At 54.2% G+C, this 25625-nt stretch carries 29 protein-coding genes; 28 read left to right on the forward strand and 1 reads right to left on the reverse strand.

What is annotated here, in order from left to right; genetic code table 11:
• The first annotated feature begins 298 nt into the window (after positions 1-298).
• The 12 genes from HRQ63_RS12565 to HRQ63_RS12620 all read left to right on the forward strand — a co-directional run bounded on the left by HRQ63_RS12565 (position 299) and on the right by HRQ63_RS12620 (position 10629).
• Positions 299-1186 (forward strand): S-layer homology domain-containing protein, encoded by an 888-nt coding sequence (locus tag HRQ63_RS12565; protein ID WP_172244091.1) that lies wholly within the window; start codon positions 299-301, stop codon positions 1184-1186.
• Between the two features lie 82 nt (positions 1187-1268).
• Entirely contained in the window at positions 1269-1652 is a 384-nt protein-coding gene (locus HRQ63_RS12570; RefSeq protein WP_172244094.1) for a cupin domain-containing protein, read from the forward strand.
• Positions 1653-2047: 395 nt separating this feature from the next.
• Entirely contained in the window at positions 2048-3205 is a 1158-nt protein-coding gene (locus HRQ63_RS12575) for a YhgE/Pip domain-containing protein (RefSeq protein WP_172244098.1), read from the forward strand.
• A gap of 88 nt (positions 3206-3293) precedes the next feature.
• On the forward strand, positions 3294-3962 hold the full coding sequence (locus HRQ63_RS12580; protein WP_172244100.1) for a TetR family transcriptional regulator: 669 nt from the start codon (positions 3294-3296) through the stop codon (positions 3960-3962).
• The gene (locus HRQ63_RS12585; protein ID WP_172245058.1) at positions 3962-4561 is read left to right on the forward strand and encodes a restriction endonuclease; all 600 of its coding nucleotides are present in this window, start codon (positions 3962-3964) and stop codon (positions 4559-4561) included. Before HRQ63_RS12580 ends, HRQ63_RS12585 begins: the two co-directional genes overlap by 1 nt.
• A gap of 269 nt (positions 4562-4830) precedes the next feature.
• The gene (locus HRQ63_RS12590; RefSeq protein ID WP_172244102.1) at positions 4831-6012 is read left to right on the forward strand and encodes an ABC transporter ATP-binding protein; all 1182 of its coding nucleotides are present in this window, start codon (positions 4831-4833) and stop codon (positions 6010-6012) included.
• Positions 6009-6722 carry an ABC transporter permease gene (locus HRQ63_RS12595; protein WP_172244105.1) on the forward strand — a complete coding sequence of 238 codons (714 nt, stop codon included), beginning with the start codon at positions 6009-6011 and terminating at the stop codon, positions 6720-6722. The genes HRQ63_RS12590 and HRQ63_RS12595 overlap by 4 nt, the downstream gene beginning before the upstream one ends.
• 3 nt (positions 6723-6725) lie before the next feature.
• Positions 6726-8129: a GldG family protein gene (locus tag HRQ63_RS12600; RefSeq protein WP_172244108.1), complete on the forward strand. Its 1404-nt coding sequence runs from the start codon at positions 6726-6728 to the stop codon at positions 8127-8129.
• Entirely contained in the window at positions 8126-9079 is a 954-nt protein-coding gene (locus HRQ63_RS12605; RefSeq protein ID WP_172244111.1) for a DUF4340 domain-containing protein, read from the forward strand. The genes HRQ63_RS12600 and HRQ63_RS12605 overlap by 4 nt, the downstream gene beginning before the upstream one ends.
• Positions 9080-9276: 197 nt before the next feature.
• A complete protein-coding gene (locus HRQ63_RS12610) occupies positions 9277-10020 on the forward strand; it encodes a sulfite exporter TauE/SafE family protein (RefSeq protein ID WP_172244114.1) in 744 nt (247 codons plus the stop codon).
• A 34-nt stretch (positions 10021-10054) separates the two neighbouring features.
• Positions 10055-10318, forward strand: coding sequence for a hypothetical protein (locus HRQ63_RS25735; RefSeq protein ID WP_188525547.1), 264 nt, complete (start codon positions 10055-10057; stop codon positions 10316-10318).
• 149 nt (positions 10319-10467) lie between these two features.
• Positions 10468-10629 (forward strand): hypothetical protein, encoded by a 162-nt coding sequence (locus HRQ63_RS12620; RefSeq protein WP_172244117.1) that lies wholly within the window; start codon positions 10468-10470, stop codon positions 10627-10629.
• A gap of 71 nt (positions 10630-10700) precedes the next feature.
• On the opposite strand, the gene HRQ63_RS12625 is transcribed toward HRQ63_RS12620, so the two are convergent.
• The gene (locus HRQ63_RS12625) at positions 10701-11519 is read right to left on the reverse strand and encodes a class I SAM-dependent methyltransferase (protein WP_172244120.1); all 819 of its coding nucleotides are present in this window, start codon (positions 11517-11519) and stop codon (positions 10701-10703) included.
• 248 nt (positions 11520-11767) lie between these two features.
• Here HRQ63_RS12625 and HRQ63_RS12630 point away from each other — a divergent pair, with 248 nt between their 5' ends.
• From HRQ63_RS12630 to HRQ63_RS12705, 16 genes are all read left to right on the forward strand, one after another.
• On the forward strand, positions 11768-12337 hold the full coding sequence (locus HRQ63_RS12630) for a hypothetical protein (RefSeq protein ID WP_172244123.1): 570 nt from the start codon (positions 11768-11770) through the stop codon (positions 12335-12337).
• Entirely contained in the window at positions 12334-12768 is a 435-nt protein-coding gene (locus HRQ63_RS12635) for a hypothetical protein (RefSeq protein WP_172244126.1), read from the forward strand. The genes HRQ63_RS12630 and HRQ63_RS12635 overlap by 4 nt, the downstream gene beginning before the upstream one ends.
• A gap of 10 nt (positions 12769-12778) precedes the next feature.
• Complete coding sequence (locus HRQ63_RS12640; RefSeq protein ID WP_172244129.1) at positions 12779-13321, forward strand: AAA family ATPase; 543 nt, start codon at positions 12779-12781, stop codon at positions 13319-13321.
• A gap of 40 nt (positions 13322-13361) precedes the next feature.
• A complete protein-coding gene (locus HRQ63_RS12645; protein ID WP_172244132.1) occupies positions 13362-13742 on the forward strand; it encodes a hypothetical protein in 381 nt (126 codons plus the stop codon).
• Positions 13743-13769: 27 nt separating this feature from the next.
• Positions 13770-14174: a hypothetical protein gene (locus tag HRQ63_RS12650; RefSeq protein WP_172244135.1), complete on the forward strand. Its 405-nt coding sequence runs from the start codon at positions 13770-13772 to the stop codon at positions 14172-14174.
• Between the two features lie 30 nt (positions 14175-14204).
• Positions 14205-14840, forward strand: coding sequence for a class I SAM-dependent methyltransferase (locus HRQ63_RS12655; RefSeq protein ID WP_172244138.1), 636 nt, complete (start codon positions 14205-14207; stop codon positions 14838-14840).
• Between the two features lie 51 nt (positions 14841-14891).
• On the forward strand, positions 14892-15281 hold the full coding sequence (locus tag HRQ63_RS12660) for a hypothetical protein (RefSeq protein WP_172244141.1): 390 nt from the start codon (positions 14892-14894) through the stop codon (positions 15279-15281).
• A 55-nt stretch (positions 15282-15336) separates the two neighbouring features.
• Complete coding sequence (locus HRQ63_RS12665; RefSeq protein ID WP_172244144.1) at positions 15337-16074, forward strand: hypothetical protein; 738 nt, start codon at positions 15337-15339, stop codon at positions 16072-16074.
• A 257-nt stretch (positions 16075-16331) separates the two neighbouring features.
• Positions 16332-18035: a response regulator transcription factor gene (locus HRQ63_RS12670; RefSeq protein WP_172244147.1), complete on the forward strand. Its 1704-nt coding sequence runs from the start codon at positions 16332-16334 to the stop codon at positions 18033-18035.
• 12 nt (positions 18036-18047) lie between these two features.
• On the forward strand, positions 18048-19853 hold the full coding sequence (locus tag HRQ63_RS12675; RefSeq protein ID WP_172244150.1) for a sensor histidine kinase: 1806 nt from the start codon (positions 18048-18050) through the stop codon (positions 19851-19853).
• A gap of 503 nt (positions 19854-20356) precedes the next feature.
• Positions 20357-21673, forward strand: a complete 1317-nt coding sequence (locus HRQ63_RS12680) for an ABC transporter substrate-binding protein (RefSeq protein ID WP_172244153.1) — start codon at positions 20357-20359, stop codon at positions 21671-21673.
• A gap of 298 nt (positions 21674-21971) precedes the next feature.
• Positions 21972-22907 carry a carbohydrate ABC transporter permease gene (locus tag HRQ63_RS12685; protein ID WP_172244156.1) on the forward strand — a complete coding sequence of 312 codons (936 nt, stop codon included), beginning with the start codon at positions 21972-21974 and terminating at the stop codon, positions 22905-22907.
• Entirely contained in the window at positions 22900-23724 is an 825-nt protein-coding gene (locus HRQ63_RS12690) for a carbohydrate ABC transporter permease (RefSeq protein WP_172244159.1), read from the forward strand. Before HRQ63_RS12685 ends, HRQ63_RS12690 begins: the two co-directional genes overlap by 8 nt.
• 488 nt (positions 23725-24212) lie before the next feature.
• Positions 24213-24407: a hypothetical protein gene (locus tag HRQ63_RS12695; RefSeq protein ID WP_037290976.1), complete on the forward strand. Its 195-nt coding sequence runs from the start codon at positions 24213-24215 to the stop codon at positions 24405-24407.
• 13 nt (positions 24408-24420) lie between these two features.
• Positions 24421-24738 (forward strand): spore coat protein, encoded by a 318-nt coding sequence (locus tag HRQ63_RS12700; protein WP_172244162.1) that lies wholly within the window; start codon positions 24421-24423, stop codon positions 24736-24738.
• Positions 24739-24815: 77 nt separating this feature from the next.
• Positions 24816-25460, forward strand: a complete 645-nt coding sequence (locus HRQ63_RS12705; RefSeq protein WP_172244165.1) for a hypothetical protein — start codon at positions 24816-24818, stop codon at positions 25458-25460.
• Positions 25461-25625 lie beyond the last annotated feature (165 nt).

Raw genomic sequence — 25625 nt, forward strand, 5'->3', positions numbered from 1 at the left:
CTCCTCTCGGTGATAAGCGGCAGCGCACGGGATTCGGACGCTTGCGATCGGCCTCGGCCGGCGCGGGCGCCGTTAAGGCACGGACTGCTTTCATTATACCCGTTTTGCGCGCAAGACGAATAACGCCCGGAAGAGCGGCCGCGAAAGGCCGATTCGGTTCTTTTTGAGGAAAAGTGTTTTCCGGCGCCATGCGCGGGCCGAACGGATGGTATGATAGGGGCAGACGTCGAATCGGCCTGACGAAGCGCCATGCACGTAAACGGGCCGTGACCGAATATTCGCCGGGGAGGAAATCATCATGGGAAATACGATTCGGATGCGCGTTTTGACCGCGTCGGTCGCGGCAGGCCTGCTGCTGGGCGCGACGCCGACGCATGCTTTTTCGGATATCGCGGACGCCGATCAGGCGGCCATCGTCAAATCGCTTCAGGACAAAGGACTGATTCAGGGCGTCAGCGCCGACAAATTCGCGCCGAACAACAAGCTGACGAACGCGCAGGCCGTGCAGTTGATCGTGGATTCGATCGGGCTCGATTCGGCCAAAAAGAAATCGGACGCGCCGCCTTGGTTTTTTTCGGTTCCGCGAAACGCTTGGTACACGCCCGCATTGAAAACCGCGCTCGAGCGGGGCGTCGTCATCGACGGGACTTGGAACTCGAACGCCAACCCGACGCGTCAGCAGTTTGCCAAGTTGCTGTATCTGGGACTGCTGCAAAAAGGCAATTACGCCAACGTGAAAAAGTATACTTCGATCGCCGACGCGAAGCAGATATCCGCCAAAAACCGGGTCGCGGTCGAGTATCTGCTGCTCACCAAGATCGCGTCGCTAGACAAAAGCAAAAACTTTCGGCCGACTGCGGCGATTACCCGAATGGAAGCCGCCGAGATGATCTATTACGCCGAGCGGATGGTCAACAAAAGCTACGCTTCCTCCGGCACCGCTACGGTCATTTACAAGGTGGAGAACGTTGACGCGCAATTCAACAAAGTAACGCTTACCCGCACGAATCTGCCGGGCAGCGGTTACGGGCTGAAGATTCAAAGCGTCGAATTCGTGTCGGACACGGAAGCCGTGATCACGTACATGCCGACGAACCCGCCGTCCGGCGGTTCGGGAACCGCGTATCCGGCCAGCGCGGTCGCGTACGTGCCGACCGTTTACGATATTACGGTGAAAGCGCAGTAAAAGAATCGCGCGTTAGTTTTTTCGCAAGCTGGTTCGGCATCGGCTAAAAACAAGCAGCGAGTCCCGTTCAGGAGGAGAAAATTTGCGTATTTACGATTTCGGCAAAGATCAAGGGAAAGCAGTCGAACGTTTCGGCAGCGAACGGTTGACCGTTACCGGATTGCTCGGAGACTCCGGAAACGTTCATCTGATCTGCATGCATATCGGTTCCGCCGGCACGGTGGGACGGCACGATGCCGTCTCGCAGCAGCTGTTCATGGTCGTATCCGGCGAAGGATGGGTGAGCGGAGCGGACGGCGAACGGATCCCGATTCGCGCCGGACAAGCCGCTTTTTGGGAAAACGGCGAATCTCACGCTTCCGGCAGCGACGGCGGCATGACGGTCATGGTCGCGGAAGGCGAGAAGCTCGATCTGCGTCTGCGAGAAGAGGTTCGGCCGACAGGCGTTCCGGGATCGCAGGACTGATGAATCGCGCGACAGAAAAGCGAACTTCGAAGGGCAAAGGAGAATCAGGATGCTTTGCCTCGGCTTGAAGGGCTTTTACGAAACGGAGCAGCCTCATTAGAGTGGCTTTAATGCGTTTTTGGAGTGCTTTTCGTATAGAGGGCAATGAAATGAAAAAAATGAATCTTACCGAAAACATTTGCAAAAAAGCTCGGAGAAAAACGTTCTCCGAGCTTTTTTTATGCCTGGAAATGCCGGAATGAAGCGGGTTGGAGCCGATTATTTAAAATTGAAAATAATTCTTGACCTTTGTCTGTTTTTTCATATATAATTCGAAAGCAAAGTTTAAAACAAGCGTTTTAAACGATAGTTTAACGGGTCGCGAGAAGCGCGGCCAAGAAAAGGAGAACAATCGAATGGGTCAGATTTTTAAGGCGTTCCTCAAGCTGCCGACGACGAAAGTGGGCATCATAACGGCCGTCTTGTTCCAATTGATCTTTACCGTGGTCTGGATGACGGGCTATCAGGGAATGAACGATCGGGTCGATCGTTTGAACGTCGCGATCGTGAACGAAGACCAGGCGATGGGAGGCGCGATCGTAGAGAATCTTCAATCGAATCTGCCCGTAGGCGTGAAAACGGGCATGACGCTGGCCGAGGCGCAGGACATGCTTCAAGAGCGCCAGGTGCAGATGATCGTGCAAATTCCGTCGGACTTCGCGTCCAAAGCGCAATCGCAGGAAGCGGCTTCGATCCATTATTTCGTCAACGAGTCGAATCCGGTGATGATCAAAAACATGATGACGTCGATCGCGGACGGAATCACGTCGAGCGTGAACAAGCAGGCGGTCACGAACGGCATGGCGGGCATCTTGTCGAGCCAGGCCAAGCTGCCGCAAGAAGCGGCTCAAACCGCGGCTTCGGTCATGTCCGAGCGCGTCGTGTCCGACGTCCAGTCGGTTAACGTCGTGCAGGGCATGAACAACCAGATGGTGCCGATGATGATGGTCTTGGCTTCTTACGTCGGCGCGATGATCATGGGACAAAACTTCCAGGTCTCGTCGAAAGCGCTCGGCGCCCGTTTCGGACGCTGGCAGCGGATGGCGGTTCGCCTGATCGTGACGGCCGCTTCGTCGGTGGTCGTGTCGCTGGTCGGCACGTCGCTCGTCGCGGCGTTCGGCGGCCAGATGGCTCACGGCTTCCTGGCGCTGTGGGGCTTCCAGGCCCTGTTCCTGCTGACGTTCATGTTCGTGGCGCAGATGTTCCTGTTCCTGTTCGATATGGCGGGCATGCTGTTCAACATTCTGGTGCTGTCGGTGCAGCTGGTATCGTCCGGCGCGATGATGCCGCGCGAGCTGCTGCCGGAATTCTATCAGTCGATCGGCAGCATCTTCCCGGCGACTTACGCGGTCGAAGGATTGATGAATACGCTGTTCGGCGGAACCGGCACTTCGGGCGACGTCGTCGCGCTGCTGCTGATCATCGCGGTCGCGCTGCTGCTGATCGTGGGTTCGACGGCGCTGCGTCGCGACAAGGCTCCCGTGCCTCCGATTGTGGCGGCCGCGGAAGCATGATGGTATGATAAACGCATAAGCGCACGCAAGGTACTGCAGAGCCGCCGCGAAAGCGGCGGCTCTTTTTTAGCGGGGAGAGGAAAAGGGCATGGGCAAGGAAGAAGAGCACGTGAAAACGAGAATCGTGAAAGCGGCTAAAAAACTGATGGCGGAAAAAGGCTTCGAGTCGACGACCGTGCGGGAAATCTGCGCGGAGGCGGATGCGAATCTGTCGCTGGTATCTTATTACTACGGCGGCAAAGAGCATGTGTTCGAAGCGGTGCTCGACGCTTTTATCCCGATCGCGCAGGCGAGCGAAACATTGGGCCGAAGAAATCTCGATCCGGTGGAAGGCATCTGCACGCTGGTACGGGAAATCGTGCTCTACCGCGGTTCGGATCCCGGGATTTCGCGCATCATCCATCAGGAAATGGTTCGCCAAACGCCGCGCACGCCGCTCGTTCAACAGCGCATCATGCCCGCCTGGAAGCTGATCCGCGGTTTTCTGGAAGAAGGGCGCAAGCAAGGCGATTTCCATTTCCGTTCGCTCGACATGACGATGGTTCAGGTGCTCGGCAGCGTGCTGTTCGGCGACAACCGCAGCGGCCTGGTGCCGATCATGGTCGAACGGTTCCCCGATACGGATACCCAGGTGTCCGACGTGCTGGCTTTCGTGCTGGGGGGTATCGGATACCGGGGAGAAGCGCGCTTCTCGGGCGACCCGATCGTGCCGGGGCTGGTGCCCCGGGCCCGCGAAAGAAAGGATGACCGCCCATGATGGCTTCGGCTTCCTTTTCGCGGATATCCGGCTTGGAAAGCGAGCTGTGGCCGTGGCTGCTGCTCGGAGCGGCGCTGCTTCTCGTCGTGGTCGTTTGGCGTCTGCTGGCGCTTCGGCGCCGCCGGATTCGCAGGCAGCTCGACCCGCGCCGGATTACGATCAAAGACATCGACGGCATGCTGGACGGCTCGGACTTCGAACGTTATCTGCATCGGTTGTTCACGGAACTGGGCTACGAGGACGTATATAAAACGAGCACGAGCGGCGACTTCGGCGCCGATCTCGTGTTTGCCGACCGATACGGCGAACGAACGGTGCTTCAGGCTAAGCGGTACTCGCCGACCAATCCGGTAGGCTTGTCCGCCGTTCAGGAGGTCTACGGTTCCATGCGCGTCTACGGCGCGCAGCGCGCGGTAGTCCTGACTTCGGGCCGCTACACGGCGGCCTGCCGCAAGCTTGCCGCTTACAACGGCGTCGTCTTGTTGGACCGCGAGGATCTGGAAGACATCATCGCTTACTTCAAAGGCAAACAACCGGAAGCGGCGATGGAGACGATCGAGCGCGAACCGGAAGATCCTCCGCATCCGCTGCAAACTTGAAACGTTCGCGTTTGCCGCGAACTTGAATGTCAGGTATCCCCGATTTCCGCCCGCAAGCGGAGATCGGGGATTTTTGCATGGGAGAGGGTTGCGCTTGCGGCTCGCTCCGGAACCGCGCATGTCCATCTCTTGTTCACAATTCGGACACATTATTTTAATCCCCGGCTAAACTTCGTTTAAGCCTCGTTTATGTTTTCCGGCCTATAGTTAGAACAGTTTTGCCGACTGCTTAAGGCAGCTACATATGAACGAAGAAGGGATGAAGAAGCGTGCTCGAAGTGAAGCAGGTGAGCAAAAGATACGACGGCGGCCGCGGGGTGCAGAACATCGATTTTTCGATGCGGCGCGGCGAGATCGTCGGATTTCTCGGTCCGAACGGCGCGGGGAAAACGACGACCATGCGCATGATTACCGGGTATTTGTATCCGACGGAAGGCATTATCACGGTAGACGGATTGTCGGTGCATGACCAAGCGAGGAAAGCGCGTTCGAGGATCGGTTATCTGCCGGAAACGCCGCCGTTGTATCCGGATCTGACGGTCGATTCGTATTTGAAATTCGTGGCGAAGCTGCGCGGCGTGCCGGCAAGGGAACAAAAGCTTCGCGTGGCGGAGATGGTATCGCGGCTGGGGTTGAACGGACGCGAAAAGCAGTCGGTCCGGCATTTGTCCAAAGGCTACAAACAGCGTCTCGGACTGGCGCAGGCGATCATCCATAAGCCGGATCTGCTGGTGCTCGACGAGCCGACGTCCGGACTGGACCCGAGTCAGATCATCGAGATCCGCAGTCTGATCCGGGAGTTGGGCGAAAATCATACGGTGCTGCTCAGCACGCATATTTTGCAGGAAGTCGGAGCATTATGCGATCGGGTGCTGATTATCAACCGCGGCGAGCTGGTGATGGACGGAGCGACGGACGAGATCGGAGCACGCATGGAGAACCGGTTTGCCGTCACGCTTGAAGTGGGCGGCGAACGCGAACGCATCGAGATGGTGCTCGGTCAGTGGGCCGAAGCTCGCGGCATCGCGGCCGAAATTCGGACGGGGCCGCTGGAACCGGAGAAGAGTCTTACCGTATCCTCCGCAATCGTCGAATCGGACACCGACCGCTTGGCGGCAAGCTCGGAAGCACCGGATCCGGATTGCGTTTCCGAAAACGGAGAGCCGAAAGCAGCGTCCGACGATCCGGAAAGTTCGACGCTTGAAAAGACGGGCCTTCAAAGCGCCGAGGGCTTCGTATCATCCGATAGGCAAACGTACAGCAGCGTCCGCGCTTTGCTGACCGCAGCCGATCAACAGGATTTCCGCGTCGAATTGTTCCGCTTGCTGGCCGATGCGGATCTGCCGATTCTGGAGCTGCATAAAGAGAATCTGACGCTGGAAGACGTATTCCTGAAACTGACGTCCGAACCGGCAGGTTTGCCGGGGAAAAGCGGAGGTGAGCGCAAGTGAACCGCATTTTAGCCATTTCCGGCAAAGAGCTTCGACTGTACTTTTTAACCCCGACCTCGTATTTCGCTTTCGCGATCTACATCCTGATGTCCAGCTTCATGTTCTACGTCGATTTCGTCACGTATCAGCCGAGCATCATCGACTACCGATTGATTCTGGGCGATATGCTGTTCATGCTGCTGATCGTCATTCCGATTCTGACCATGCGGCTGGTATCGGAAGAATTTCGCCAAGGCACGGACGAGCTGCTGCTGACTTCCCCGGCAAGCGTAACCGAAGTCGTCCTGGGCAAATATTTGGCTTCGCTGGGCGTATTGATGCTGCTGCTTGCATGTAATTTGGTCTACCCGGCCGTGATGTCGCTGTTCGGGAATCTGAATATGACGACGCTGTGGTTATCGGTGCTCGGCGTGTTCCTGATGGGTGCGTCGATGATGGCGATCGGTTTGTTCGCTTCGTCGCTGTCCCAGCATCAGATGGTGTCTGCCGTGGCGGGCTTTGTTTTGCTGCTGCTGTTCTGGTTGGCGGGATCGATGACTTCGCAAAACGAAACGTTATCCGCGTGGATCGAACCTTTTTCGCTGCCGGACCGCATTTCGAACCTGACCAAAGGCGTCATCAACGGCCCCGACGTGATCTTCTATGTCTCGCTTGCGGTGCTGTTCGTCGTGCTCAGTATCCAGGTGATCGAACGGAAACGGTGGAGGTAGATCATGAATAAAAAATCCAAACGCATTTTGCACCATACGAACACGCTTGTTGTGGCGCTGGCTTCGATCGGTTTGTTCGTGCTGTTGACCCTTTTCCTGACCAAAGCTTCCGGTTTCCAACTCGATCTTACCGCGAATAAGCAATACACGTTATCTGACCAGACGACCACGGTACTGGGCAAACTGCCGGATAACATCAAAGTCGAAGTATTCACCAACAACGAATCCGACGGCGAACTGGTCACCCGCGAGATTACCGATCTGGTCGGGGAATATGCGAAAAAAAGCAGCAAGCTTGACGTGCATACGTACAGCCTCGTGCAGCAGCCGGAGCTTGCGCGTCAGTACAACTTGTCTTCGAGTTCGATCGTGCTGACGTACGGCGAGAAAACACAGACGATCGCGTTCCAGGAAATGTTCGGCTCGGGCGACAGCAGCTCCTACACGTTCCTCGGCGAGTCGAAGCTGACCGGCGCGCTTAATGCGCTGATCGCGACCGATACGCATAAAGCGTACGTATTGGCCGGACACGGCGAGTTCCCGCTGTCGCGTCTGACCCAGTTGACCGCAGGACTGAAAGCCGATAATACCGAAGTGGAAGAACTCCAGCTGTACCAAGCCGGAGCTATCCCGGACGATGCGGACCTGCTGATGATCGTGGCGCCGGAAAGTGATCTGAGCGATAAAGAACTGAAGCTGATCGAGACGTATCTGGACGACAAAGGCAAGCTGTTCCTGTCGCTGGGCTTCAATCCGGACATGAAAAGCGATTGGAAAAATATCGACGCGCTGATGAAAAAGTACGGCGTGACCGACCAGCACGCGATCGCGGTCGATAAAACGAACACGCAGCTCTACGATCCGCTCACGGTCGTGCCGAGCTATGAAAACCATGCCATTACCGAAAAGCTGCGCGAAAGCAAAATCTACCCGATGACCTATCTGTCCGTTGCGCTGAACGCGACCGCCGAAGCCCCGGAAGGCATGACCGTATCCCCGCTGCTCAGCACTTCCGCCGAAAGCTACGGGGAAACGGATTTGGCCGGACTGCTGCAATCGACCAGCGAGTATGCGGAAGGCAAAGATTTGAACGGACCGCTGTATCTGGGCTATGCGGTAGACGATGCCGACGGCAAGCCGAAAGTCGTGCTGCTCGGAACGTCCTTCTTCCTGACCGACGATCAGATCGCGGAACAGGGCAACAAGGACTTCGCGCTGAACAGCATCAATTACCTGAGCGGCAATGTCAGCGATCTGACGATCCGGGCGCGCGAACAGCAGCAGTACGAGACGGCTTACCTCACAGCACCGCAGGCGCATTATATCCTGATCGGTACGATGATCGTGTTCCCGCTGCTCTTTGTTCTGGCGGGCGTGCTGCTTTGGTGGAGACGGAGGCGCGTATGAAAAAGTATATGCCGACCCTGATTCTCGTCCTTGTATTCCTCGGCGGTCTGGGCTATGCGTTATCGCAAAACTTTTTCGGCGAGGAAGAAGCCGCGCCTGCCGCCAAGCTGACCGCGATCGACACCTCGAAGGTGGCAGGCATCCGAATCGCGAACGGCGACCTGACCTATCAGCTTGTCAAAAACGGCGACGAATGGAGCTTTACCGAACCCGACAACTACCCGGTCAATCCATACGCCGTCGATTCATGGTTGAATACATTATCGGCAGCCGAACAAGGGAGTGTTGTGGAGGAATCGCCGGAAGACGTGAGCGGATACGGACTTGACGTTACGAAAAAAGGAATCACGCTGACGGAAAGCGACGGCACGGTCGCCACTATTGCAATCGGCGATACGCTTCCGACCGGAAACGCGGACTATGCGCAAATCGACGGCGGCACGGTCGCGCAAGTCGATGCAAACACCGCATCTTCGCTGCTGCCGAGCATCACGACTTTGGTCGATACGACGCCGTTCGAATGGGACGATGCCGATCTAAAAGAACTGGCGTACAAGCGCGGTTCGGCGGCATGGACGTTGTCCAATTCTTCTTCCGATGCCGCTTCTCCGACTTGGACGCTGGACGGCAAGCCGATCGAAGGCACCGACGCCGCAACCGTATCCGGCTCGCTCAAATACATCGCAAGCGACCGCCTGCCCGTAAAAACTTCAACCCTGGCTTCGGCAAAAAATGATTTCACGCTAAAGTTAGTCACAATCGCAGACGGCAAAGAAACCACACGAACCTACACCGGCAAAAAAGATCCCGACATCGATACCTTGGTCTGGGTCGTCCCGGAAGGCAGCAAATGGGCTTACGCCGTCAAACCGGAAGATTTGAAAACGGCCGAGACGCCTGCCGTTACGTCGACCTCCGAATCCGACACGTCGGAGACCGACGGGAAATAAGCTTTATTCTCTCGTCCAGACAACCCAAAGAAGCTTTCGGTGCCGAACCGAAGGCTTCTTTTTTTCGACAAATGTGCTATTCCCGGCGAACCGAAAGGCGTCTTGAACGAATTTCTCCCGCAGCCGATCGTGCTTCTCCCCCGATAAATACGCTATGATGGTATATCGGGTAAATCGTTTCGGGAAGAAGGAACGCCATGAATGAATTCGGCATGCTCGCGTTTGCGATGTTAATCATTCTCGCTGCGAGCTTTATTCAAAGTCTGACCAGCTTCGGCTTTGCTTTGATCGCTTTGCCGCTGCTGAGCCTGTTTTTGCCTTTGCATCAAGCGGTTCCGATCATCGTCATTTTCAGCTTGTTCGTATGTTTGCTTGTCGTCATTCCGAATCGCCGCGACATCAACGTCAAGCAAATATGGCTGTTGATTGCGGCTGGGATGGTCGCGGCACCGTTCGGCACGTATTTGCTGATTGCAGTCGAGGCTTACGTTTTGAAAACGATCACGGGGCTGCTGATTTCGTTATTTGCCGCGCTCATGCTGCTTGGAAGATCGCTGCCGATCCGCAAAGAGCGAACGGCTTTCCTGACCGCGGGACTGTTGAGCGGGTTGTTGAACGGAAGCATATCGGTCAGTGGGCCTCCGCTGGCATTGATTTTGTCCAATCAGGGAATGAGCAAGCAGGCGTTTCGTGCGAATCTTGCGCTGAACGGCGTCGTGCTTAATCTGGTCAGTATCGTATCGTTTGCGGCGGGCGGTTTATTGGATCGGGAAACAGGCAACTTTTTGTTATGGACCATTCCGGCGATGTTGGTCGGGGCTTGGCTTGGCGCGAGAGCGGTTCATCGTTTTGACGAGCGCTTGTTCAAGAAAGTATCGCTTTGGCTGATTCTCGTTTCGGGGATTTGGACGACCTTAAGCGGCTTAGGATGGGTCGGTTGAAGAAAAGGAATCGGAGAAAAAGGAGGAGTCCCGCATGACGCAGATGACCAAGCGCGCACTCGCCGCATCGCTCAAAAAGCTGCTGTCGCAAAAGACGCTCGACAAGATCATGGTGATCAAAGACATTTATGATCTGATCGATTGTTTCTATACGCATGAAGCTTCCCGGGCGCTGGACGGCAAGAAGTTGACTGAACTAAAACAGCCTCTGCTGCTGAAATCGGCGGAACAAGGAGCTTTGAAAAAGGCTTCGGGAACCGTGGTCGGGGAGCTGTTGGCGAAATACGGGATTGTGTGAGGGCTTGACTTGTAATTGAAAGGTAAATAGCGAAGACCGATTTTGCGAAAAGGGAGAATGAAGCCTTTGAGCAGAATCGGTCTTTTTTGTCCAACGAAACATCGATTTGGAGCGTCTATAAGAGGTACGCCGTCGAAAGGAGGATGGAATTGAATCGTATTTTAAAAAGAGGACTTGGAATCTTGTTGATTTTGGGTATTGTGATTCTGATCAGCATGCAGTTTGTGACCAGCACCAAATCGGGAACCTACCAGCAGATCGACGGGCAAACAGGCGAGGTGAAGACGCTGGATTCGGATGGAGCCGAGTAGCTGCCGGGTCGGCTTGTCCCCAATCAAACCGGCTTCCGGATCTTCGGAAACCGGTTTTTCGCCTTGCGAAGTTACTTCACGCCAAGCCGCATTCGGTAGCTGAACAACACTTCTTTTTCTTCCCCTGCAAAAAAGGCATCCGCTACTCGTCCGAATTCTTCCGCGGCGGCTTTTACGTCTTTCGCGCCGCGCTTGATCGCTCCCTGCGTACCGCCTTGGCTGAGCGCAATGCGGGTATATCGCTGCGCATCGCAGATCTCCCGATTATGGAACACGATTTCGCGAGCGTACCGGAACCGACCGGAGTCGCGGATCTGCCGCAAATGCTCGTCCTTCGGCCATTTGTGCGCTTGTTCGGTCTCGTGCGACAGCTCTCGAACACGACGATCCGCGAGGGCAGACAACTGCTCGTAAGCCGCTTCGACGTCCGCGTTCAACACCGGAGGCCAATCGCAATCGTAAGCAGCGAATATGCCGCCCGGACGCAGCACGCGCGCGAATTCGGACAACGTAGGCTGCGGATTCATCCAGTGGAAAGACTGCGAACACGTGATCAGATCGGCCCAGCCGTCTTCAAGCTTCAAGTCGTCCGAAAAGCCTTCGCGGAACGTCAATTCTTCGGGACTGCCCGCCGCAAGGTACTTGGCTTCGGCAACTTTCCGCATATCGGTGCTCGGTTCGATCCCGACAATTTCTTGCGCGCGGCCCAGCCAAAGAAACGTGGAAAGCCCGGTGCCGCAGCCCACATCGACCACGTGACGCGGCGTTCCTTCGAGATAAGTTTCCAAAAGACGAATAACCTCTTGCGGAGCGGCAGGACGGTTGCGGTCATACAGCTCGCCGAACCCGGCAAATCGCTCCACGTTATTTTTACGGATATGTTCCAGCATGTGCGTTCCACTCCTTTTTTAATTGGATAAATTCGATGTTCGCATAGACTTTCTTTTCAAGCCCTATTATCACATAATTTGTAACCGGGATCACTTTTCGCGACAGATTCGAAGTTGGAGCCGGAATATAAAAAGAGGAAATGCGGAAGAAACAGGGAAGTTTTTATAAGGTAGAGAAAGAATCGTTCATGAAAAGAAGCCGAAACCTGTCGCGAAGGCACGCATAGTCGGAAGGCGAGGTCGAAAAGATGCTTATTTTTGTCATACAGGGTGCGATCACGCTATTCGTGGTCGGGATGATCGTCGGCGTTCTTGGCGAACGGGTCAAGCATCCAGTCTCGATCGCGGTCAACTTGTTCGTCATCGGGCTGTTATTTGCGCTGGGGTCGCTCATGAATGTCGAACCCGGTCGACCTTCGGGAAACGGAAATCTTGCCTGGTTTTTGGTGATCCCGCTCGCAGCGTTAGGTCTGGTGCTGCTGTATCAATTATATGCGGCGCGCTTGCTCAGACGTTTTACGCCGCTCGCGCTCGCTTTCGTCTTGCTCGGGCTGCTTGCGCATCAAGCGGCGGGATTCGATCTTCAGCATGCGCGTTATCGCCATTTGCAGGAAAAGGCGGCGCTTATTCAACGTCAAACGACGGCGTCCGAAGGCGGATACCCCGTTTCTTTGGAATGGGACTCCATGCATATGAACGGACACTTTTTTCATCTCAATACGTATCTGTTGTTCGTCGGATGGATCGCGATCGTCGCGGTGGTCGGGCTTCTTGTCGAAACGCTGCTGCGTCGCAGGAAAGGAGGAGCGCTAAGTTGAAATACTTCGCCAAAATGAATGTGTTCGCGCTGCTTGCATGTATTCCGCTCGTTGTTTTCGCGCAGCTCGAAGTTAACGTTTACCGAATTTCAAGGGTCACGGGACTTGATCTCGACATCATCGTCAAAGCGCCTTGGATTGCCTTTTTGATCGCGGCGGTATTGGGGCTTATCTTGTTTCCTTTTTATATTCGCAAGCATCTCGGTCGACATAGCGTGGACGGATGGCTGTTGATCTTATGGATTCCGTACTTTTTCTTGTTTGCCGGAACAATCGGACGACTGCTGCCTGTCATGCATGCGGGCGAAGATCCGGGACCCGGAACGGGCATGCTGCTGCTCATGGTTATGTTTTTCTATCCGATCTACGTGCTGATGACCTTGATGTTCGCGCAGTTCAAATGGGATTTCGGAGTCGAAGCCGATCAATAAGGAGGAGACTATGAATCCATACCGCCATATCCATATTTTCGGCGCATCCGGTTCGGGAGCCACGACGTTGGGCCGGGCACTGGGGGAGCGTTTGCCGCATGCCGTCTTGGACGGGGACGATTATTTCTGGGCGCATAAATTCGATGAAACAAGGCCGCCCGAAGAGCGCGTGAAGCTTCTGAAAGCGAACCTGAAGCGGCATGATCGATGGATACTCAGCGGAGCGGTCTGCGGTTGGGGCGATGCGTTCAAGCCGGAATTCGATCTTGTCGTATTTCTGTACGTGCCCGAAGCGGAGCGGTTGAATCGATTGAAGGCTCGGGAATATCATCGCTATGGCGAACAGTCGCTGCCCGGAGGTCAAATGCATGAAGAGTCGATTGCTTTTCTGGACTGGGCGGCGCTGTATGACCATGCTGGAGAGGAAGTGCGCAGCTTGCAGCTTCACGAACGCTGGATGAAGGATTTGAAATGCCCCATTTTGAAGATTGAAGGCGTACATAGCGTGGAAGAACGGGTCGAGTTGGTGCTGAGCAAGCTGTTGCGATCTTAAGCGGCACCGGAGAGTCCGGACGGAATCGAGGGGATCATCGTTGAAGTTGGAAGCTTTCGAAGAGCATCATGCAGAAGCGCTGAAACGTCTCCGGAAGGAGATCGAAGCTCCGAGCGAAGACCGGGACGTGCTGAAGCAGCTTTGCGTGCAAGTGTACGTTCATGCCCGACCTGAGGATGCACTTGCGATCTGGACGGCCAAAAGGCTGGATTTCGATGCGGGCGTCGCGATCGAATCGGAACTGCTGATCGGTGCCGGGTTGGACGAGACGATCGAATACGTGCTGGAACACGAAGATTTGAGCGAAGGTTCCTCGGCATCGGCGCTGCTGGCGCACTTGAAAAAGTCGGAGCCGTCCTGGCTGACGCCGCGCGAGGAGCTGCTGAGCTTTTACCGAAACGACTATGGAACCAACGCGTAAAGGAGCAAGTGAAAGGAGGCTGTCCTGATGTGGGTTCCTTATGAGCAAAAGCGCGGTTATCCGCATGATTTTCGCGTAAGCTATCGATTTTTCCCGGCGGTTGAAGGAGGAAGAAAGACGTTGCCGGTTCAGGGTTACCGCTGCGATTTTTCCTATGCGGGAGACGATATTTCGCAGTCGGGCATCTATGCGATCCATCCCGAGTTCGAAGACGCGAACGGCGCGGTGCTGCTCGAGGCCGAATCTTGCGTTCCCGCTCAAGGTACGGCTCGGATGTGGGTCTTGTTTCCGGCCATGCGTCGTGAAGTTCATGCGCGGCGGATCACGACGGGCATGCAAGGTTTTTTTATGGAAGGCCCGAGGCGCGTCGGAGCGGTGCAAGTGATCGAGATGAACGGACTGTTGGAAAACGCGCAAAAGGTGATCGATTGAGGATACCTAACTGCCAAGCGAGAGGGGGATATGATGAACACGCCGGATAAAAAATACTGGAACACCACGTATACCGAGCTTCCTTTTCACGTCGATCATGACGATTGGCTGGAAAAATACGCCGTATGGCTCGATCCGTCAAAAGGCAAAATCGTCGATCTGGGCTGCGGGCTGGGGCATAACGCCAAAGCGCTGCGTGCGCAAGGATTCGACGTGCTGGCCTGCGATCTGTCGGAAAAAGCGCTGGAGCAGCTTGGGCGGGAGGAGCCGGACATGCCGACGCTCCAATTGGATATGGCGGACGGCCTGCCTTTTGCCAACGAGTCGCTGCAAGCCGTAGTGGCCGATTTGAGCCTGCATTATTTTTCGAGAAGCGAGACCTTGCGGATTATCGGCGATATTCATCGTGCGCTGCAACCGGGAGGACTGCTGCTGTGCCGAGTGCATGCCGTGGCTGAACTTGCTGTGAAGCACGGGGCGGCGGCGACGCAGGATGATCCTTTTTTATATCGAAGCGAAGGGATTTTGCGACGTTTTTTCGATGAAAGCGAGCTGCGGCAATTTTTCTCGGATCAGAATTGGGAGACGTTGGAGCTAAGCGAACAAGCGATGGAACGATACGGGCGGCTTAAAAGCTTTTGGGAAGTGGGGCTGAAGAAGCTCTGAACGGGAGGTTTAACATGAAGAGGAAAGTTCGCGACAGAAAAAAACGTAAGGTTGGGCCTGATTTTGGTTCTGTTGGCGGGCAGTCTGGCCTTGAACTTTATGTTGTTTACCGAATATCGGGAGGGGAAACTGGCTGTCGCGGACGGGATCAACCGGACGATGTCTATCGTTCAAAGCGCGGACTCGCAGCTTAACGCCGCGATTTATACGATCGCAGACGGAGGGGGAGCGTCGGAAAGTCTATATGCGATCGGCATTGTGCAAACGAGGCTGGCCGAGCTGCGCAGCATGAAACTGGATTTGTCGGCTTTGGCTAGCTTGGGTCAACAAACGAGTAAATCCGCTTACGACGTGAATGAACTCTCCGAACAATGGAAGCTTACAATGGAGCAGCGCATTCAGGAAGACCCGGATACGTTCGTACATAAAGAGTTGAAGTGACGTTAAATGAAAAGGGTTGGGCAGTAGATCCAAAAACAGAGGGGAAGTAAAGAAAATGGACGATCGATCCGCTTACGGTTACGACCGCAGCAGACAGACTTACGCGCAGGTGCCGGGATATTGGGACTTTTTAAAATACCACTTGCTGCTAATGGCTTTACCTACAGTCATCGCATTGATTTTGCTGTACGGGCAGCTGTCTTATTTTGTCGTGATGATGATTTACGGATTCCAAACGATGGCCGGCGGGGGAAGCGAGATTACAGGCGAGCAGTGGGGGACCGTGCTGGTCGGGTTTTTCCAACTGCTTGCTTTCGGCGCTGTTGCGGGGATTATGATTCGAGTCGTATCCGCGGGATTATTTTTCCTTCCGACGTTGGCGCGCAGCGGAAGGTTGAATCTGGGGACGATTATGAGAACGGGGCTGCGCTACTTTTTCCCGACCTTGTTCGTCATGATCGCGGTGGGGCTGATCGTGGGCATCGCCAGTTCGATCCTGTCGTTTATCCCGATTATTAATATTTTATCGACGCTGATCGTTTTTTACGTGCAGGCTTTAACGAGTATCTATTATGATTATTGGTTCTCTTACAACGAAGCCGCCGGGCGTCCGGTATACGGCGGGCCGACGGATCGACTCAAAGCGCTGTACGGCAAAGACGGAACGTTCTGGCTGTACGCGCTCTTTCTTGCCCTGTCGTATATCGTGCTCGCATCGGTGTTCGTCAAGCCGTTTATTCAGATGAAAATTACGGAACGAATGGGGATGTTGGAATCTTCGCGAAATTGGTAAACAGAGAAAAAGACGCTTTTTTCGCCGGACGCCGGTATATTCGCGATCGAAAACGTAATCGATAATGTCTTTGGAGCATGGACTGTACAAAGGGAGAATTTCTCTTTGGGCAGTCCTTTTCGTTTAGCTGGAGGTGAACCGATTGTTTGTGATACGATGTTGTAAACGTTACCAGATAACATGGCACGTCGACCGGTTCTTGCGAGGTTGAACGGATACGGTTAAAGCGGTCGACGCATAGAGAAGGGGGCTCATGAATGGAACGGATTTGCAAAATTCTGATCGTGGACGACGAGGTACTGGTTCGTCAGGGCATCAAGCATTATCTGGATTGGGAAGCGCACGGATTCCGAATCGTGGGCGAAGCGTCCAACGGACGTGAAGGGTTGGAAGCGATCGAGCGTCTTCAGCCTCATATCGTGCTCACCGATATCGTGATGCCGGTTATGGAAGGCGAAGAGTTCACCCGCTTGATCAAAAAGAACCATCCGGGCATCGAGGTCGTCGTGCTCAGCAGTTACGGCGAGTTCGATTACGTGCGTTCGACTTTCCAAAACGGCGTTGCCGATTATATTTTAAAACCGAAGCTGGAGACGCAGGAACTGCTGCGCGTCCTGCAAAATACGGCCAAACGGATTCCGTCTATCCGGTATACGGGGGAAGGGCTCGGCCAGGGGCCGGACGCCGAAACGCTGCTGGAGAAGCTGGCGTCCGGTTACGAGGCCGACGAAGTCGCTCCGCCCGACGTGCTGGGGGAACTGTTCCCGCACGAATCCTTCGTGCTGGTCGGACGCCTGCGTCCGGCCCGCCGCAAAGCCGTCGGCGCGGCCGCAAGCACCGACGAATCCGGGCAGCCGCTCGCGGAGCGGCTGCGGCAGGCGCTGACGCCGGACGCGCCTCTCGCGGCGCCTTACGGACCGGTGCGCGTATACGCAATGCCTGTAGCGGCCTCCGGCGCCGCGACCGGCAGCGAAGCCGCGCTGATCGGCCTGCAAGCCGGCTGCCGCGAAGCACTGGTCGCCGCGCTGCAGCGGCACGCGTCGGCCGAGGCAGAGTTCGCCGCTTCGCAGGCGAGTCCGGCCGCTTCGCCGCCGGAAGGCGGGGCGAACGAGTCCGGCCGCGCGGAGATTTCGCGAGGAGAAGCATTGCGCCCCGCCTTTTGGGCGGCCGGCGAAGCTTTTGCTTCGCTGCGCGAACTGAGCGCTTCTTATCGCAACATGCGGGAGCTGTTGGAACTGCGCTTCTTTTTCCCGGACCGCGTTTTGATGCTGCCGGAAGAGCTGCCGCTTGCGAGCGAACCTTTGCCTGCTTTTGATCTGCGCAGGTTTACGGAAGAGATCAAGCGCGAGCACTTTAACGAAGCGTTTCGCGATTTGCGGCAGTATGCGGCCAAGATGGCAGACGATCATCGTTCCACGGCCGTCGGGCTAAAATCGTTTCTGGGCAATATCGTCTTCAACCTGATCACGCTGCTCGGCAACATGGAGTATGACGCCTCCGATTTGGACGAAGCCAAATACGGTTTTTTCCGGGAGATCGAAGATGCGGAAGACGCGCCGTCCGCCGTGCGGCTGCTGGAGCATTTCATACGGCGCGCCGAGGCGAAGGTGGCCGAACGCACCGATCAGCCGGGCGGAGCCAACATGAAGAAGCTGCTCGCCTATATCGACGAACATTATGCCGAAGCGTTGAGCCTGACGGGGCTCGGCAAGCATTTTCATTTCAATCCGTCGTATCTGTCCAGCTACTTTACCGCGCACAACAAAGAAGGCTTCAGCGAATACTTGAACAAGATTCGAGTCGCGAAAGCGGAAGAATTGTTGCGGGACGGCGGATTGAGCATTTCCGAAATCAGCGGCCAGGTCGGTTATTCGGACCCCGGTTATTTTACCAAAGTATTCAAAAAGCAGACCGGTTTCTCGCCGAGTCAATACCGCAGACAGCATCCGGCAGGTCGCTAAGGAGGCACGTTCATGAAAGCATACTGGCGCCGATTCCATGCGCAGCGGCTGTTCGTCAAGCTGTTCCTGGTCATGGTCGTCAGCACGGTGACCGTAAGCCTGGTCACTTCGCTCGTTACCATCCGCATGTCGGAGCGGCTGTTCACCGAGACGTTCGGGATCACCAACTCCAAGGTGCTGAACCAAATTCGTACCGGCATGGAATCTTTTAATGACTCCGTAGTCAATGCTTCGGCTTACGCGGCGCAAAACGGGACGATCAAAACGTATTTGAGCGGGGGAGAATCGGATTCGACCCGTATGGCGGGGACGTATTTCGGGATGAACCAACAGATGAGAAGAGTAAAGTCCAACGTCGACGCGTACAGCGTCGGCGTAACGGCGGTCGGCGTGAACGGTCGGAACTATTCGACGGACCGCAATTACTGGCCCGTGCCCGAGGATCGGCTGATCGGCCATCCGCTGTCCCAGCGCACGGAGGCCGAGCCGAAGCGGTTGATTTATCAATACGACATGGAACGCGGCGAAGACGGCAAAGCCGTTCCGTATATCGTCGCTTCCAAAGCGCTGATGGAGCGCACGACCGGTTTTATCTACGGGGATTTGTATATTTCGATTCGCGAAGACGAATTCCGGCGCTTCTACGGCAATTTCACGAGCGCGGGCAACGACGTCATCATATTGGATGCTTCCGGCCGGATCGTGTCCAGCAATCGCACCGAACAGATAGGGACCGTATCGACGCAGCTGTTGGAATACGCCGAGCCTTCCGCGGAGAACGAAGAGGTGGTCAGGCGGAACGCCGACGTATTCGGTCGCAGTTCCATTTTGTTGTCCAGCTATATCCCGGAATACGACTTTTATCTGGTCAATCTGATCGATCGCGATTATGCCGCAGGCAAGATCGTCAACTTGCGCGATCTGGTGCTGGTGGGCGGCTTGATCGTCGGAGCGGCGCTGCTGCTCGTGTTCATTATCACTCGCCGCCAGACGCGTTCGCTGACCGTGCTCGTTCGTCAAATGTCGACCGTCACTGAAAAAGACTTCGGCAACTACGTTCGCGTAACCGAATCGGCAGGCTATGAAGTCCAGGAACTGAGCCGGGCTTACAATTATATGTTGGACGAGCTGAATAACTACATCGCAAGGCTTCTGGAAACGCAAAAAGAACGGCGCAACGCGGAGCTGGCGGCGCTGCAGCGGCAGATCAATCCGCACTTTTTGTACAATACGCTCGCCTCGATCAAAATCTTGGTGCAAAAAGGCGACAAGGAAGCGGCCGCGGAGACGATCAACGCGCTGATTTCCTTGCTGCAAAACACCATCAGCAACGTCAGCGAGACGATCACGATCGAGCAGGAATTGGAAAACATGCGCAACTACGTGTTCATTAACCATGCCCGTTACGGCGACCGGATTCGGGTCAACGTCTTCGCCGCGCCCGACTGCATGCACTACCGGGTACCGAAACTCATCATCCAACCGTTTATCGAAAATGCCTTTTTCCACGCGTTCAATGAGAAGCAAAACGGCATGATCTATGTGCTCGTCTCCCAAGCGGACGGCCAATTGGTCTGCGAAGTCAGCGACAACGGCGACGGCATGGAAGACGTGGGCGAGTGGAGCAAAGCGGAAGGCGGAACCTTGCTGCCGAACCGGAAAAGCAAAAGGCAGCTGTTCACGGGCATCGGCGTCCGCAACGTGCACAATCGGATCACGCTGCTGTACGGCGAAGAATACGGCGTGTCGATCGACAGCCGCAAAGGCGAAGGCACCAAAATCAAAATCACCCTTCCTCTGATCACGGAGGAATCATAAAAAAGAGAGCCTATGCTCTCCAACGTGTCGAGAAAGCCCAACGTAGCTGGAAGTCAGCAGGCGGAGAGGAAAATTCAGTGAAGGAATGGAATGTTCGCCTTTGAAAGCGGGAAAATTCAACTGGAAATTTAATCTTTTTCCCGATTTCAACACGCGACCGGAACGAATTTTTCTCGGAGCCTGATGACTTTTTCCGCACACGTAACTTTCTCGACAGCCCGAAGAGAGCCTATGCTCTCTTTTTCTAATTTTGCGACATGATCATGAAACAAATCACCAACAGAGCAAAACTTTAAATTTTACGTAAACCTAAATTTTTTACCAATGATAACGCTATCATTTTTCGGGAGACACAATGATTTCCCTATTCCGTGCAAAGATATTCCTAACCGACGACCTCTTTTCGATGCTAAGATTATTCTCGTAAAGCAACCGCTTACATCATCGATTTTCACAGATTAAGAGGGTCATATTACTATCACCTACGGGGAGATGAGAAAAAGATGAAAAATTGGAAAAAGATTTTGCTGCCTTTGGCGGCATCCGCATTGATGCTTTCGGCTTGCTCGGGCGGCGGAGGCGGCGACGCTACCACGGCTGGCAGCGGAGGAAGCGGCGACACGGAGAAAAAAGAAATCACCATTTGGGCCTGGGATCCTAACTTCAACATCGCGGCACTGAACCTGGCCAAAGAAAAATATGCGAAAGACCATCCGGACGTTACGATCAACATCGTCGAAAACGCGCAGGCGGACATCGTTCAAAAGCTGAACACCGGCCTGAACTCGGGCACGACCAAAGGTCTGCCTAACGTCGTCCTGATCGAAGACTACCGCGCGCAGAACTTCCTGCAATCGTATCCGGATGCTTTCCGAGATATGTCCGACAAGATCAAAGCCGAAGACTTCGCCGACTACAAAGCAGGCCCGACAAGCTTCGACGGCAAACAATACGGCATTCCGTTCGACTCCGGCGTAACCGGCTTCTACGTACGTACGGACTACCTGGAACAAGCCGGTTACACGGTTGAAGACGTAACGAACATCGATTGGGACCAATTCATCGAAATCGGCAAAAAAGTCAAAGAAGCAACAGGCAAAGCGATGCTGACTCAAGATCCGAACGATCTCGGCACGCTGCGCGTCATGCTGCAATCGGCCGGCTCGTGGTACCTGAAAGAAGACGGCGTGACTCCGAACATCGCAGGCAACGCGGCTTTCAAAGAAGCGCTTGAAACCTATAAAGCAATGTTCGACGCCGATATCGTGAAGCTGAACTCCGACTGGAGCCAATTCGTGGCAGCGTTCAACAGCGGCGACGTGGCTTCCGTTCCTACAGGCAACTGGATCACGCCTTCGGTCAAAGCCGAAGCTTCGCAATCCGGCAAATGGGCAGTCGTTCCGATTCCTCGCCTGAAAGACACGGCGAATTCCATCAACGCGTCCAACTCCGGCGGCAGCTCGTGGTACGTGATGAACGTTGACGGTCAAGACGCGGCAGCCGACTTCATGGCAGCGACTTTCGGCTCGGATGCCGAACTGTATCAAGACCTGCTCAGCAAAATCGGCGTACTGGGCACGCTCAAAGCAGCTTCCGGCGGCGAAGCTTACGAGCAGCCTGACGAGTTCTTCGGCGGTCAAAAGATCTACTCCGACTTCGCGAAATGGACAACGGAAGTTCCTAAAGTTAACTTCGGTCTGCACACTTACGCAATCGAAGACATCCTGTCCGCAGAAGTTCAGAACTACCTGAACGGAAGCAAAGACGTGGACGCAGTCATGAACGATACGCAAGCACAGGCTGAAGCTCAACTGAAATAAGGAAGAGCAGGCAGACGGTAAGGAGAGAACGCGAACGCAACGATCGAATGCGATGCGCCGCGTTTCTCCCTTATCGGTTTCGGCGCCCGGCAGACTTTCGCTATTTCGTTCCCACCCCTTTGCGGAGACGAAATTTTGCCGGGCCTTTCTTATTTGGAACTTACTCTTATGCAATCCAAAGCAAGCGGCGAACTCCCGCCTGCGCGTTATGTATTCAAGCCGGGTTTGAATACATAACGCGAGCGCGGGGGCTTCTTCCGCCATATCTTGTTATGTCAACTTCAAGGAGGAATGCCGGATGAAGACCGCAAATACCGCAGCCGGTTCGGGCAAAAACAGCAATACGTTTCAATCAAGCCGCAGTCGTCGTTTCAAGAGCGGACTGGTCGGTTGGCTCTTCGTGGCCGCAGCCGTAATTCTGATCGCTGCCTTTTACTTCTATCCGATGATCCAAGCTCTGATCCTGTCGTTCCAGACGGGCACAGGCATCAATATGAAATTTAACGGCCTCGGTAACTACCAGCGGCTGTTTACGGATAAAATGTTCCTGACTGCCGTCGCCAACACCTTTATCTATCTGTTGTTCCAGGTTCCGATCATGATCATTCTGGCCATGTTCTTCTCGGTACTGCTGAACGACCGCAATCTGAAATTCAAAGGATTTTTCCGTACCGCGATCTTCCTGCCGGCGATCACGTCGCTCGTCGCGTACTCGATCGTCTTCAAGTACCTGTTCGCGCCGGACGGCCTGGTCAATGCCATGCTAATGAATATCCATATTATCAACGCGCCGATTCAATGGATTTCCGATCCGTTCTGGGCGAAAGTCACGATCATTATCGCGATCACGTGGCGCTGGACGGGTTACAACATGATCTTCTATCTGTCGGGTCTGCAAAATATCGATCAGTCGATCTATGAAGCGGCCCGGATCGACGGCGCTTCGGCGATCCGTCAGTTCTTCAGCATCACGATTCCGCTGCTGAAGCCGATCATCCTGTTCACGTCGATCACGTCCACGATCGGTACGCTCCAGTTGTTCGACGAAGTCATGAACATCACCAAAGGCGGTCCGGGTAATGCCACAACCACCATTTCGCAGTACATCTACAATCTGTCGTTCGAATATTCGGCCGATTTCGGCTATGCGGCAACCGTGTCGTATTCCATCGTAATCATGATTATTATTCTGTCGTTCATCCAATTCAAAGTGGCAGGTGATCGAAATGCTTAAGGCGAAAAGAGCCTCCATGTATCTGTTCCTCAGCCTCGCGGCGTTCGTGTCGATCTTCCCGTTCTTCTGGATGATCGTCAGCGCCACGAACAAATCGGTAGACGTTACGCAGGGACGTCTGATTCCGGGTTCGCATCTGCTCGATAACCTGCGCAACTTGACGTCTAGCGTCGATATCTGGAATGCCATGGGCAACTCGGCCAAGATCTCGATCACGACGACGATTCTGGCGATGCTGATCGCGTCGCTGGCCGGTTACGGCTTCGAAATCTACCGCAGCAAAGCGAAAGACATCGTCTTTTCGATCCTGCTGCTCTCCATGATGATCCCGTTCGCGGCATTGATGGTACCTCTGTACCGGATGTTCGGTAAAATCACGAATTTCTTCCCGACGTTCGGGATCGATACGCCTGCGGCGGTCGTCATCCCGACGTTCACGACGGCGTTCCTGATCTTCTTCTTCCGGCAAAGTACCAAAATGTTCCCGCGTGAGCTGCTCGAAGCAGGTCGGATGGACGGATTGAGCGAGCTTGGACTGTTCTTCCGGATCTATCTGCCGACGATGAAAACGACGTACGCGGCAGCCGCGATCATCACGTTCATGTCGAGCTGGAACAACTACATGTGGCCGCTCGTTATTCTGCAATCGCCTGAGAATCAAACGATCCCGCTGTTGATCTCGAACCTGGGTTCGGGCTACGCGCCGGATTACGGCATGATCATGATGGCGATCGTCATCTCGACGGTTCCTACGGCGCTGGTGTTCTTCTTGATGCAGAAGCACTTTGTGGCGGGAATGGTCGGGTCGGTAAAATAACCCTTTTAAAGTCGCATTCCTTGAGAAAACATGGGCGGGCGTGCGGTGTGGAGTCGTTTCGGTCGCGTGTTGAAAATGGGAAACTTTGATTGGACTCTAATAGTGAGTTTTCCCATTTTCAAAGGCGAACGCCAGCGTATGCTTCCGAAGTGCTTTTCTTCGAAAAGCTTTAGCTCCTACACGACTCCACCCCTCCCTTCCTATTGTTTTCAAGGGGACATCAAAAAAGTTCTTTCACCTTTGGATGAAGGTGGGAGGACTTTTTTGCTTTTGGATAGCAAAATATACTGATGAAAAGAAACCTTTAAAAGAAGGTATGTAGGTTCAAATTATTGCGCAAACGTTATATTTATCCGAAAATGATCTGCTTCAAACGGAAAACCAGAACTGGAAAAGTTTAATTTTATTTTTGTTTATTTTGCAATCAGGCGGGTACAAAATCAGAGACGGAAAACAAGGCAAGTAAACCAATTTGGAGGTGCGTCGAGATGGCAACGAAGGAATTGGCTCTGCACGAGAAACTCGAAATCCACGAATTGTTGATTCTCAAAACGTCATGCGTGACGAAGGCGGTCGCGATGTCGGGATTGGTGCAGGACGAGAAATTGAAAGCACTGATCGAAGAAGACATCGAGAATTCGGCGCAGGCGGTCGACGAACTGAAAGCACTTCTAATCAGCTGAGGAGGGATTACACATGGCTACCCCGAAATCGATGACGAAAGAAACGCTGGTCAAAGCGGTAACTCCGATGGACGATATGGCTATTGCGACGGATATGCTGTTGTCCGCCAAAACGGCGGTGCGCTCGTATGCGGTGGCGCTCACCGAAGCGGCTTCGCCGAAGGTGCGCAAAGTGCTGAAATCCCAACTGGACACGGCGATCAAGACGCATCAGAAAATCGCCGATTACATGATCGAGAACGAAATGTACCATCCGTACGATATCGACGAGCAGGTCGAGCACGATATGAAGAAATCGGAAATCGCGCGGAACTTGGTGGAAAATAATTAAAAGGGCAAACCGGAAATCCGTTCTCTTCGCAGAGAGCGGATTTTTTTGTGTAAAATGGAATGAGAGGGTTAACGTTAATGAGGAAAGGAAGCGGCAAGCGAATGGGCTGCGATATTACGCTTTTTTGCGAAGGCTACATCAAAGAAAAATGGATCAATATCGATCGCTGGTACCGGAAAGATGATTGGCCGGAGATTATGGTGACGGATACCGAAGGCTTTGATTATGTCGATCTAATCGATGGGAGTCGGGATTACGGGTTGTTTTACCTGCTGGCAGGGGTACGCGGAAGCGAGGCATATAACAGTTATCCGCCGATTTCTCCACCGAAAGGTCTGCCGGAGGAGCGTGATGCGCTGCTGAAAAAAGAATATAACTATGGTAATGTGCCGGACAATATGAATTTTCATCATGCTTCCTACTTGACGCTGCGAGAGTTGAAGGAGAGCGGATACGGCGGTTTGATGCGGCTCAAAGGCTGGGTGGATGAAGCTGATTTTGATGACACGATGAGCCGGGTGCTGCGCGGCGATCGTTGCCAGTCGCATTTCGTGGACATCAAAGAAGGCGAGTACAGACGCCAAGGCAAAGTCTACAAAGAGTGGGACGGCTATATCAATCTCAACCTGACTGATATGATCGAAAAGATGGAGCAGTTGAAAAAAGAACGGCGAATCGCAAGCGACGATGAGGTACGGATCGTGTTTTGGTTTGACAATTAAACGACAAAGGCGGTTCTTCTTTAAATAGAAGAACCGCCTTTTCTATCTTTACAGAAGATTAACATGATGCTGATACGGGGCTGATTCTTCGGCTTTAACATGGGGGATGTGATGTGGGAACGGTCCCACAAAGAGGCGTCTCATCCATAACAAATCACGGAAGGC

Origin of the sequence: Saccharibacillus endophyticus (genome assembly GCF_013185185.1) — a bacterium.
Taxonomy (GTDB): domain Bacteria; phylum Bacillota; class Bacilli; order Paenibacillales; family Paenibacillaceae; genus Saccharibacillus; species Saccharibacillus endophyticus.